Annotated in this window: 8 protein-coding genes; 6 read left to right on the top strand and 2 right to left on the bottom strand. The window is 67.6% G+C overall.

What is annotated here, in order from left to right; genetic code table 11:
- Positions 1 to 28: 28 nt before the first annotated feature.
- Genes M673_RS09115 through M673_RS09105 form a run of 3 tightly spaced genes read left to right on the top strand, consistent with a single transcriptional unit; the run spans position 29 to position 3,890 of the window.
- Entirely contained in the window at positions 29 to 1,957 is a 1,929-nt protein-coding gene (locus M673_RS09115; RefSeq protein ID WP_061975520.1) for a DUF3483 domain-containing protein, read from the top strand.
- Positions 1,957 to 3,123, top strand: a complete 1,167-nt coding sequence (locus tag M673_RS09110; RefSeq protein WP_306302804.1) for an FAD-binding protein — start codon at positions 1,957 to 1,959, stop codon at positions 3,121 to 3,123. Before M673_RS09115 ends, M673_RS09110 begins: the two co-directional genes overlap by 1 nt.
- The gene (locus M673_RS09105; RefSeq protein ID WP_061975515.1) at positions 3,120 to 3,890 is read left to right on the top strand and encodes a hypothetical protein; all 771 of its coding nucleotides are present in this window, start codon (positions 3,120 to 3,122) and stop codon (positions 3,888 to 3,890) included. The genes M673_RS09110 and M673_RS09105 overlap by 4 nt, the downstream gene beginning before the upstream one ends.
- Before the next feature lie 136 nt (positions 3,891 to 4,026).
- Here the strand turns inward: M673_RS09105 and betA are convergent, their stop codons facing one another.
- Together betA and betB are read right to left on the bottom strand one after the other, a co-directional pair.
- A complete protein-coding gene (betA, locus tag M673_RS09100; protein WP_061975513.1) occupies positions 4,027 to 5,697 on the bottom strand; it encodes a choline dehydrogenase in 1,671 nt (556 codons plus the stop codon).
- Between the two features lie 12 nt (positions 5,698 to 5,709).
- A complete protein-coding gene (gene betB / locus M673_RS09095; protein WP_061975511.1) occupies positions 5,710 to 7,818 on the bottom strand; it encodes a betaine-aldehyde dehydrogenase in 2,109 nt (702 codons plus the stop codon).
- A 342-nt stretch (positions 7,819 to 8,160) separates the two neighbouring features.
- Between betB and M673_RS09090 the strand changes: the two genes are divergently transcribed.
- From M673_RS09090 to choV, 3 genes are all read left to right on the top strand, one after another.
- Positions 8,161 to 9,108 carry a choline ABC transporter substrate-binding protein gene (locus M673_RS09090; protein WP_374755541.1) on the top strand — a complete coding sequence of 316 codons (948 nt, stop codon included), beginning with the start codon at positions 8,161 to 8,163 and terminating at the stop codon, positions 9,106 to 9,108.
- A gap of 110 nt (positions 9,109 to 9,218) precedes the next feature.
- Positions 9,219 to 10,073, top strand: coding sequence for a choline ABC transporter permease subunit (gene choW / locus M673_RS09085; protein ID WP_061975507.1), 855 nt, complete (start codon positions 9,219 to 9,221; stop codon positions 10,071 to 10,073).
- A gap of 2 nt (positions 10,074 to 10,075) precedes the next feature.
- On the top strand, positions 10,076 to 11,278 hold the full coding sequence (gene choV, locus M673_RS09080) for a choline ABC transporter ATP-binding protein (protein ID WP_061975505.1): 1,203 nt from the start codon (positions 10,076 to 10,078) through the stop codon (positions 11,276 to 11,278).
- The last annotated feature ends 59 nt before the right edge of the window (positions 11,279 to 11,337 follow it).

Genomic DNA, 11,337 nt, shown 5'->3' with positions numbered 1-11,337 from the left:
GCCGCGCCGGCGCCAGGGGAGCCGAAGAATGAGCCTCGCCCTTCCGCTTCTCGCTCTTGTCATGGTCGCCGTGGCGCTCGTTCGCCTCGCGCCCCGCATCCGCCTCTGGCGCGCGGGCGCCCCGGGGCGTGTGAACTGGCCCCAAGGCCTCGCCGCCGTGCCGCGCCGTTATCTCGTGGACGTTCATCATGTCGTGGCGCGCGATCCCTACGCCGCCCGAATGCACGCGGCCGTCGCGGGCGGGCTGCTGGGCGCGACGGGTCTAGCGCTTCTCGGCCTCGTGCCGCCGCTGGGTGCGTCCCGCCTGTTCTGGGGCGTCGTCGCGCTGCTCTTTATTGCCATGCTCGCCGGGGCGCTCGCCGTCGGCGCCCGGCGCGTGCCGACCAAGCCGAAGCGGCTTTCCGGCGGCGCCTTTCAGGTCTTGCCGTTTCTGCTTCTCGCCTATGCCACCGGCGGTGCCCTCACCGCCGGGAGCCTCGCGCTCGCCCTCCCCACGGCTCTTTTCGCTCTTGGCCTGCTGCTTGCGGTGGCGGGCGGTCTCGGCCTTGCCTGGCAGACCGGTGGCGGGCCGATGCGCCATGCGGTGACCGGCGCCCTGCATCTTGCCGCCCATCCCCGCCCCGGCCGGTTCGAAGGACGCCAGGAGACTGCGCTCCGGCCGCTCGATCTCGAAGCGCCCAAGCTCGGCGTGGAGGCCCCAGCCGATCTCGCCTGGAACCGGCTTCTCGGCCTCGACGCCTGCATCCAGTGCGGCCGCTGCGAGGCCGCTTGCCCGGCCTTCGCCGCCGGCCAGCCGCTTAACCCCAAGCGCCTCGTGCAGGATCTCGCCAGCGCGATGACGCCCGGCGGCAACCCGGCCTATGCCGGCAGCGACTATCCCCAGGCCCGGCCCGTGGCCGGCGTCAGCGGCTTTCACCAGCCGATTATCGGCGAAGGCGCCTTGATCCATCCCGACACGCTGTGGAGCTGCACCACCTGCCGCGCCTGCGTGGAGGAATGCCCTATGATGATCGAGCATGTCGATGCGATCGTCGATCTGCGTCGCTTCCAGACGCTGGAACAGGGCGCCGTGCCGCTCAAGGCGGAACAGGCGCTTCTCGACCTTCGCGGCGCCGACGAGCCGGGCGGCGCGCCGCTCAGCGCGCGCGCGGACTTCGCCGCCGGTTTGCCGGTGCCCGTGATGGCCGCCAAGGGCGAGGCCGAGATCCTGCTCTGGCTCGGCACCAACGCGTTCGATCTGCGGACGGGCCGGACCTTGCGTGCCTTGGTCCAGCTTCTTCAGGCGGCCAATGTGGACTTCGCCATTCTCGGAGCGGAGGAGCGCGATTGCGGCGATCTCGCTCGCCGGCTGGGAGACGAGGCGAGCTTCCAGCGGCTGGCACGGCTGAACGTCGAAACGCTTTCGCGCTATCGCTTCCGGCGAATCGTGACGGCCGATCCGCACTCTCTGCATGTTCTGCGCAACGAATATTCCGCCTTCGGCGGCCAGTACGACGTGGTTCACCACACCGCCTTTCTGGATGAACTCGCGGCGACGGGGCGGCTGCGGCTGCGCGCGCAGGCGCCGCAAATCGTCACCTATCACGACCCCTGCTATCTCGGCCGCTACAATGGCGAGTTCGACGCGCCGCGTCGGCTGCTCGACCGGCTCGGCCTGGAGCGGCGCGAGATGGCGCGCTCGGGCAAGCGCTCCATGTGCTGCGGCGGCGGCGGCGGCGCGCCGGTGACGGACGTGGCGGGCGAGCGGCGCATTCCCGATCTTCGCATGGGGCAAGCAAAGGAGACCGGTGCCGCCCTCGTCGCGGTCGCCTGCCCGCAATGCACGGCCATGCTGGAAGGCGTCGTCGGCGAAAGGCCGGACGTGTTGGACATCGCCGAACTCGTGCTGCGCGCCCTCGACACCGCTGACGCGACGCCGGCCATGCAGATAGGCGCGCGCCTTTCGGAGCTTGCCTGATGCGCGCACGCCGTGACCCTCGCGCTGAGCGCGCGACCCATCTCCTGGCCGCGAGCAGCCCCCGTCCCCGCTACGACTGGACCCAGCGGATCGGGCGTCCGCGCCGCGACCCGCGCGCGGAAGCGGGGGCTCAGATCGCGCGGCGCGAGCCTCGCCTTCGGCTCGACCGGCAGCAGCATGCGCCGATCGCCTTCGCCGCGCAGGTTCCGCTCGTCTCCGCGCCCGAAGCCGCGCCGGCTGCGATCGTGGTGGACGATGCGGCGCTGCGCATTCTCGTGGTCGCCGATCCCGGCTCCGGTCCGCTTACCATGCTCGACCGCCAGCTTCTGGCCGCCGCGCGTCTGGCCGCCGGCAAGGCGGGCGGCGTGGTGTTGGCGATCGACCGCGAGGCACCGGAGGCCGGGGCCGCCGGAGCGGACCGTGTCGTGATCCTTGCCCCGACGCCCCATCCGGCCGATCGCTTCGAACAGGTCGCCGCGCTGCACCGCTCGCTTGCTCTGCCCCATCTCGTGCTGGCCGAGACGCCGGCGGGCGGCGATCTCGCCCGGCGCCTGGCCGCCCACTTCGCGCTGCCCTTCTTTCCCGGCGTCGAGCAGATCGGGGCGCGCGGGCTCATGCGTGCCGTGCGGGGCCGAAAGGTCGATCAGGAGCGTGCCGAGCTTCCCGCTCTCCTGACCCTGGTGCCCGACATGGTGCCGCTTCGGGCGGAGGGGCCGCGCGAGGGCAAGGTGGTCGCCATGCCCGACCTTCCGCCGTCCCATCGCACGGTGGAGCGGGTGCGGCCGGCGCGCGGCTCGCTCGCCCTTGCCGATTCCGACTTCGTCGTCTCCGTCGGCAACGGCATCCGGGATTTCGACCTGTTCCGCGCGTTGGCGCAGGCGCTCGGCGGCACGCCGGGCGCAAGCCGCGTGGTCTGCGACAGCGGTGACATGCCTCGCGCCGCGCAGGTCGGAGCGTCCGGAACGGTGCTCGCCGCCGATTGCTACCTCGCCTTCGGCATTGCCGGCGCGCCGCAGCATCTCCAGGGCATTGCCGGCTGCGCCCATGTCCTGGCCGTCAACACCGATCTGCACGCCGCCATGGTGGAGCGCGCGGAGCTTTCCATCGTGGCGGACGCCCATCCCGTGATGGCGGCGCTGCTGCGGCTTCTGGAGGAGGACGCATGAGGATCGCCGTGCTTCTGTCCGCGAGCCTGCACCCCGTTTCCGGCCAGCCCGCCCTCTCCCGCGTGGAAGCGCAGGCCGTGACGCTGGGTCTGGAACTGAGGGGCGAACTCTTCGGCTTTCATGCCGGGCCGAACCTTGACGCCGCGCGCGCCGCGCTCGGCCACGGTCTGCAGCGTCTGGTGCATCTGCCCTTGCCCGAGGGCGCCGATCCCGTGCCGGTGCTCGGCGCCGAACTCGCCCGGTTTCAGCCCGACCTCGTCTTGGCAGGGCCTCGCTCGGTCGGCGGCGACGAGACGGGGCTCGTGCCCTATCGGCTGGCCGAGGCGCTCGACATGCCAATTTTAGCCGATGCGGTCGATCTGCGGCCGACATCGGACGGGTTCGAGGTGGCGAGCGCGCTTCCCAAGGGCGAACGCCTGATGACCCGCCAGAGCGGACCGCTCGTCCTCACGCTCCATCCCGCCGCTCCGGCCGCGCGCGCCTATGCGTTCGCGCAGGAGCGTCGGGGTCGGATCGAAACGCGGGACGCGGTGACGACGACCGCTACCGAGGAGCGCCCGGTGGAGCGCCTGATGCGCCTTCGCGCCAAGGTGAAGGCCGTCGCGGCAGGAGGCAGCGCGGCCGATCGCCTGCGCGCCGCGACCGAAACAACGTCTGCTAAAGGGGGTCAAAAGCTAGTCGATCCCGACCCCGAAATGGCCGCCCGGGCCATTCTCGACCATCTACGGGCCATCGGCGCCGTGCCGGCCAAGCGGACGAGGGCCTGAAGTTCACGACGATTCGAGCCTCCGCGTGAACCCGATGCGGCGGCCTGTTTCTCAATGACTCGTCGGTGATGCACATCGAGCATCATGAAGTTTGCTGCCGGCGCGAAGGACCGTCGCCGGCACCACAAGCGTCGGCCTACATCACCCCTTGCGCCGGCGCGGGCAGATAGGCGACGCGCTGGTACGGCACGTCGGCGCGCGGAAGGGCCGCGCGGTCGCGAATGATGTCGGCGGCCTTTTCCGCGATCATGATGGTCGGCGCGTTGAGATTGCCGGTGGTGATCGAGGGCATGATCGAGGAATCGACGACGCGCAGTCTGTCGACGCCGATCACCCGCGTCTGCGGATCGACCACCGCCAGCGCATCCTCCGCCGCGCCCATACGGCAGGAGCAGGACGGGTGATAGGCGCTTTCCACATGCTCGGTGATGAAGGCGTCGATCTCGGCGTCGGTCTGAACCGCATCGCCCGGCTGGATCTCCCGGCCGCGATAACGATCGAAGGCGGGCTGGGCAAAGATCTGGCGCGTCAGCCGCACGCAGGCTCTCATCTCCGCCCAGTCGTCGGGATGGCTCATATAGTTGAACAGGATGCTCGGCGGCGCGGCCGGATCGGCCGACGCCAACTGGACATGGCCGCGCGATTTCGAGCGCATCGGCCCGACATGGGCCTGGAACCCGTGCTCGGAGGCAAGTCCGCGCCCGTCATAGGTCACGGCCAGCGGCAGGAAGTGATACTGAATGTCGGCGTGCTCGACCTCGGGCCGCGAGCGAATGAAGCCGCAGCTCTCGAAATGGTTGGTCGCCCCCAGCCCCTTCTTGGTGAAGAGCCAGCGCGCCCCAATCGCCCCCTTGGCGAAGGGCGTCATGGAGGAGAAGAGCGTGATCGGCAGTTGGCAGGCGACCTGGAAATAGAATTCCAGATGGTCCTGCAGGTTCTCGCCGACCCCCGATCGATCCGCCACGACCTCGATTCCGTGCCGGCTGAGCTCCGCCCGCGGCCCGACGCCGGACAGCTTCAAGAGCTTGGGCGAGTTGATGGAGCCGGCCGACAGGATCACCTCGCGCCGGGCGAGCGCCCGCCGCTCCGTGCCGCCCACGCGATAGGCGACGCCGGACGCGCTCCGCCCGTCGAACAGGATGCGCTCCACCAGCGCGTGAATTTCCACCTTCAGGTTGGACCGCCCCAGCGCGGGTTTGAGATAGGCGTTGGCGGTGGACCAGCGGCGGCCCTCGTGAACCGTCATGTCCATCCGGCCGAAGCCTTCCTGCGTCGCGCCGTTGATGTCTTGGTTCAGCGCATGGCCGGCCTGCCCCGCCGCCTCCACGAAGGCCTCGTAGAGCGGATTCTCCAGCGTGCCATAGGTCGTGTGCAGCGCACCCTCGTCGCCGCGATAGGGATCGCCGCCGACGCGGCGGTGCTCAGCCTTGCGGAAATACGGGAGAACGTCGGGATAGCTCCATCCCGTTGCCCCCTCGCGTTCCCAACGATCGAAATCGGCGGGAGCGCCCCGGACATAGACCATGCCGTTGATCGAGGACGAGCCGCCCAGAACCTTGCCGCGCGGGCAGTTGATGCGGCGCCCGCCCAGATGCGGCTCGGGCTCGGACGCGTAGCCCCAATTGTACTTCTTCATGTTCATTGGGATCGACAGCGCGCTCGGCATCTGGATCAGAAGCGAGCGGTCGGAGCCGCCGAATTCGAGAAGCAGAACCGTGCTCTTGCCATCCTCGGTGAGGCGATTGGCGAGCACGCAGCCCGCCGAACCGGCGCCGACGATCACGTAATCGAACTGTTCGATCTCCATCGCCATCCCCGATCAGTAGGGCGCGTCGACGCGCCCGAGATTGACGTAGACGCTCTTGGCCTCGGTATGGACCAGAAGCGCCGCGCGGCCATTCTCCCTGCCGAGGCCGGATTCCTTGGTGCCGCCGAAGGGCAGTTCGATCGGCGTGATGTTGTAGGTGTTGATCCAAGTCGTGCCGGCTTCGAGGCACGCCACCGTCCGGTGCGCCCTCGCGAGATCGCGCGTGAAGACGCCGGCGGCGAGGCCGAAGCGCGTGTCGTTGGCGCGGGCGATCACCTCGTCCTCGTCGCGGAAGGACAGGACCGTCATGACCGGGCCGAAGATTTCCTCGCGCACGATCCGCATTCCGTCCGAACAGGCGTCGAAAATCGCCGGCCGCACGAAGAAGCCTTTGCCGAGCGCCCCCTCGACGACGCGCTCGCCGCCTGCGACGAGGCGCGCGCCCTCCCGCCGCCCTTCCTCGATATAGGACAGGACCTTGTGCATATGCGCTTCCGAGATCAGCGCGCCGACCTGCGTCGCCGGATCGGTCGGGTCCCCCACCACCATGGCGCGGGTGCGCGCCGCCAGCTTCTCCAGGAAGACCTCGCGCACGTCCTCGTGCACGAAGACGCGCGTGCCGTTGGAACAGACCTCGCCGGCGGAGTAGAAATTGGCCAGCATCGCGCCGCCCACCGCGTCGTCCAGATCGGCGTCCGCGAAGACGATCAGCGGCGACTTGCCGCCGAGTTCCAGCGTCACCTGCTTCAGGGTTGCGCTGGCGTCGGCCATCACCTTCTTGCCGGTGCCGACCTCGCCGGTCAGCGAAATCTTGGCGATGCCGGGATGGCGCGACAGAAGGCGCCCGGTGCGCCCGTCGCCCTGCACGAGATTGAAGACGCCCGCCGGCACGCCGCATTCGGCCATGATCTCGGCGAGCTTGAGCGCGGTGAGAGGCGTCAGCTCCGCCGGCTTGAAGATCACGCTGTTGCCGGCGGCCAGCGCGGGCGCGGCCTTCCAGCACGCGATCTGCAGGGGGTAGTTCCAAGCGCCGATGCCGGCGACGACGCCGAGCGGCTCGCGGCGGGTGTAGCCGAAGGCCTGGGGCCCGAGATCGACATGCTCGCCCGCGATGCCCGCCGCGAGACCTGCGAAATATTCGATGCAGTCCGCCCCCGACAGGACGTCGACGGCCTGCGTCTCCTGGATGGGCTTGCCGGTGTCGCGGGTTTCCAGGAGCGCCAGTTCGCCGTTGCGTTCGCGAAGGCGCGTGGCGACGCGCTGGAGGATGCGGCCGCGCTCGGCGCCCGTCATCGCGCCCCAGCCGCGCTGCGCCTCGCGTGCCAGGGCGACCGCGCTATCGACCTCCGCCTCTCCGGCGATCACGATCTCGGCCAGCACCTCGGAGGTCGCCGGGTTGATCGTGGCAAAGGTTTCGGCATTGGGATCGAGCGGCAGATAGTCGCCGCCGATATGACTGGTGAGGACGCGCACGCCCCGGGCGCGCGGCAGTTTCGGCTTTTCCGCCGGGCTGCGCGGCCGGGCACCGGCGATCTGCGAATCCGCAAAGCTCGTGGCGATGGCACGCGCCGCCAGACTGTCGGTCTCGCCGACGTCCGACAGGGTGGAACGCAGCCAGAGCCCGTCGATCACGGCGGCGATGGAGACGGCGATGCGCTGGGCGTCGGCATCGGTGCACAAAGCTTTCAGGTCGTAGCGCAGGTTCGACAGCATGCGGCGCTGATAGACGCGCTGGACCCGCTTCAATCGCGGCGAATGGAGCACCTGCCCCCAGAAGGCCAGCCAGACGGAACACGTCCGCGCGTCGAACTCCTCGGGCGCCAGATTGGCGTCGATCACCGCCTGGATGCGCTCTCTCGGACCCTCCGCCCGGGCGAGGCGAAGCCGCGCGCTGTCGGAGACGCGGCTTGCCAGATGCCGTAGCGTGGCTTCGAGCAGACCTTCCTTGTCGCCGAAATAATGCGCGACGAGCGAGGGGGCGACGCCGGCCCGGCCGGCGATCTCGGACAGGCTGGAAGCGGCGAAACCGACATCGGCCAGCGCGTCGATCGTCGCTTCCACGAGTTGGCGGCGGCGCTGGTCTTCGCCGGCGAATCGGGTGACAGTGTCAGTTCGAGCCATGCTTCACTCTCCGCAACGCATTCGGCGATAGCAGAGATTGATCGTTCGTTCAATCAAGCGGAATGGCGAATGATGGCCATAAGCAAGCCGCACGATAAGCCATCAAGCTTCTCAATACTCAGCACGCACTGCACAAAAACAAACCAAGCTGCCTCAGACTTGGAGCAGTGCGACATACGAACCCGAACAATTGAACGTTTGTTCAATCATCCTCTTGACAGGCTGCCTCATAGCATCTGGAATGGTTCGCAATAGGTCGATTGTTCGACCGATCAATCGCCGACATCGTGTATTTTGCGCCGACGAGCCCTTTGGTTCCCCGTGACAGGAGCATACCGAGTGATGATGTCCCCCCGTATGACAAAAGCCTGCGTCGCCCTCGCTTTCGCGACGATCGCCCTTCCCGCCACGGCGGCGGAGCCGGCGTCCTGCAAGGCGGTTCGCCTCGCCGATGTGGGCTGGACGGACATCACCGCCACCACGGCCTCGGTCTCCACCCTCCTTTCGGCGCTGGGCTACACCCCGAAGACGGATATTCTCGCCCTGCCCGTCACGTTCGCGTCGCTGAAGAACGGCGATATCGACGTTTTCCTCGGCAATTGGATGCCGACCATGGAAGCCGATCTCGCGCCCTATAAGAAGGAAGGGTCGATCGAGACGATCCGCATCAATCTGGAAGGCGCCAAGTATACGCTAGCCGTTCCCACCACGCTCTACGACCAGGGCCTGAAGAGCTTCGCCGACATCGCCAAGTTTCACGACCAGCTCGGCGGCAAGATCTTCGGCATCGAGCCGGGCAACGACGGCAACCGCCTGATCCTCAAAATGATCGCCGACAACAAGTTCGATCTCGGCAAGTTCGAACTCGTGGAATCCTCCGAACAGGGCATGCTCGCGCAGGTCGCGCGCCAGACGCGGGGCGACAAGCCGATCGTCTTCCTCGGCTGGGAGCCCCATCCGATGAACAGCAGCTTCAAGATTTCCTACCTTTCGGGCGGCGACGAGGTGTTCGGGCCGAACTACGGCGGCGCGACGATCTACACTCTGACCCGCAAGGGCCTGTCCACCGAGTGTCCCAATCTCGGCAAGCTCCTGTCCAACATCGTGTTTTCCCTACCCATGGAAAACGAGATCATGGGCGCCATCCTGAACGACGGCAAAGCGCCGGAGGCAGCCGCCAAGACATGGCTCGCCGGCCATGCTGACACCTGGAAGCCATGGCTGGCGGGTGTGACGACCTTCGACGGCAAGCCGGCGGACGAAGCCATGACCGCCGCCCTGGCGAAGTGATCTCGCGAGGCTGACTGGCGCCCCGTTCGCGACGCGAACGGGGCGGCCCCGCCGCTCCCTCCCCACACTCCCGGCGCCGCCCGCCCTTTCTTCCCCGAGGATCGACCGGAATGCTCGACTGGCTCACCGACCATAAGATTCCGCTCGGGGTCTGGCTGCGCGATTTCGTCACTGCGCTCACCACCAACGCGCAGGGCTTCTTCGACGCGATCTCGCTCGTGCTGGGCTCGTTGATCGACGGGCTGACCACCGGCCTGTCGCTGATCCCACCCATCGTCTTCATCGCGCTCGTGGCGGGCGGCGCCTGGCTTCTCCACCGCTCGCTGGCGCTGGCCGGCTTCGCGGTTCTGTCGCTGCTTTTGATCGTCAATCTCGGCTACTGGACCGAGACGATCCAGACCCTTTCGCTGGTCTTCTGCGCGACGCTGGTCTGCATGGTGATCGGCGTGCCGCTTGGCATCGCGGCGGCCCATCGCCCTTGGGTCTATACGGCGCTTCGCCCGTTTCTCGATCTGATGCAGACGATCCCGACCTTCGTTTATCTCATTCCGACGCTCGTCTTGTTCGGCCTCGGCGCCGTGCCCGGCCTCATCTCCACGGTGATCTTCGCCATTCCGGCGCCGATCCGCCTCACCTATCTCGGCATCGCCGCCGTGCCGTTGAGCCTTCGCGAAGCCGCAAGCGCCTTCGGTGCCACGAAGCGCCAGCTCCTCTACAAGGTGGAACTGCCGCACGCGCTGCCGACCATCATGGCCGGCATCACCCAATGCATCATGCTGAGCCTTTCGATGGTTGTGATCGCGGCTCTGGTGGGCGCGGACGGGCTGGGCAAGCCGGTGGTGCGGGCGCTCAACACCGTCAATATCGGCATGGGCTTCGAGGCGGGTCTCGCCATCGTCATCCTCGCCATTCTGCTCGATCGCATCTGCAAGGCGCCCGAAGCGCGCCGCGCGAAAGGACGTTGACCATGGAGACGAGCAACCTCCCGGCGATCGAGTTTCGAAATGTCGACATCGTCTTCGGAGAAAGGCGGGCGCAGGCGCTCAAGCTGATCGACCAGGGCCGCACGCGCGACGAAATCCTGAAGATGACGGATTCGGTCCTGGGCGCGGCTGACGTGAACCTGTCGGTTCATCGCGGCGAGATCTGCGTGCTTATGGGCCTGTCCGGCTCGGGGAAGTCCACCATCCTGCGCGCGGTCAACCGCCTGAACGAAGTCGCGCGCGGCGAAGTGCTGGTGCGCCATCGCGAGCACCCGGTGGATGTGGCGAAATGCGACGACGTCACGCTGCGCGACATCCGCACTCACACCGTCTCCATGGTGTTCCAGCAATTCGCGCTCCTGCCCTGGCGCACCGTCCGGCAGAATGCCGGTCTCGGCCTGGAGCTCCAAGGCGTCTCGCTGGACGAGCGCACGCGCATCGTGGACGAGAAGCTCGCCATGGTCGGCCTGACCAAATGGGCCGACAAATATGCCCATGAGCTTTCGGGCGGAATGCAGCAGCGCGTGGGCCTCGCGCGGGCCTTCGCCACGGATGCCGACATTCTCCTGATGGACGAGCCCTTCTCGGCGCTCGATCCGCTGATCCGCACCAAGCTGCAAGACGAGCTGCTCGAACTGCAGAAGACCATCCGCAAGACGATCCTCTTCGTCAGCCACGATCTGGACGAAGCGATGAAGCTCGGAAACCGGATCGCCATCATGCAGGACGGCCGTATCGTTCAGTCCGGCCAGCCGGAGGACATTTTGCTCGCGCCGGCAACGCCCTATGTCGCCGAGTTCGTGCGCCACATGAACCCGCTCAATGTCCTGCGCGGTTCGGCAGTGATGCGGCCCGTCCGCTCGCTGAAGCGCGAGGACGGCGCGTTGCTTCTCGATGAAGCCGGCGGCGTGCGGCTTCAGGTCGATGCGTCGGATCGGCCGGTCCGCGTTCATATCCAGGGCAATGGCGGAACGCTTGGTCATGCCGATGGTGAGGAAGGCCGGGTCGATCATCCCTGCGACGTCATCGTCGCGCCGGTCTATCTCAAGCTGAGAGCCGCGATCGCCCTGAAGCGCCAGACCAACCATCCGATCCTGCTCGTGGACGAACTCGGGCGGCTGGCTGGCCTCTGCGACGACGAGGAGATCTATCGCGGCCTGCTCCAGCGCTCGGAGTCCCGCCCCTAAAGCCTCTCATTTCGCCGCCTCAACCGGAGGCGAAGCGCATCCGCTTTTCCTGGAAATGT

The organism is Aureimonas sp. AU20, assembly GCF_001442755.1.
Classification (GTDB): domain Bacteria; phylum Pseudomonadota; class Alphaproteobacteria; order Rhizobiales; family Rhizobiaceae; genus Aureimonas.
Note: the sequence above shows the minus strand (reverse complement) of the source record. Positions and strands in the feature narration are given on the sequence as shown.

Coding starts and splice junctions, on each gene's coding strand:
- M673_RS09115 (WP_061975520.1), top strand. CDS start 29: ATGAGCCTCGCCCTTCCGCTTCTCGCTCTTGTCATGGTCGCCGTGGCG.
- M673_RS09110 (WP_306302804.1), top strand. CDS start 1,957: ATGCGCGCACGCCGTGACCCTCGCGCTGAGCGCGCGACCCATCTCCTG.
- M673_RS09105 (WP_061975515.1), top strand. CDS start 3,120: ATGAGGATCGCCGTGCTTCTGTCCGCGAGCCTGCACCCCGTTTCCGGC.
- betA (WP_061975513.1), bottom strand. CDS start 5,697: ATGGAGATCGAACAGTTCGATTACGTGATCGTCGGCGCCGGTTCGGCG.
- betB (WP_061975511.1), bottom strand. CDS start 7,818: ATGGCTCGAACTGACACTGTCACCCGATTCGCCGGCGAAGACCAGCGC.
- M673_RS09090 (WP_374755541.1), top strand. CDS start 8,161: ATGATGTCCCCCCGTATGACAAAAGCCTGCGTCGCCCTCGCTTTCGCG.
- choW (WP_061975507.1), top strand. CDS start 9,219: ATGCTCGACTGGCTCACCGACCATAAGATTCCGCTCGGGGTCTGGCTG.
- choV (WP_061975505.1), top strand. CDS start 10,076: ATGGAGACGAGCAACCTCCCGGCGATCGAGTTTCGAAATGTCGACATC.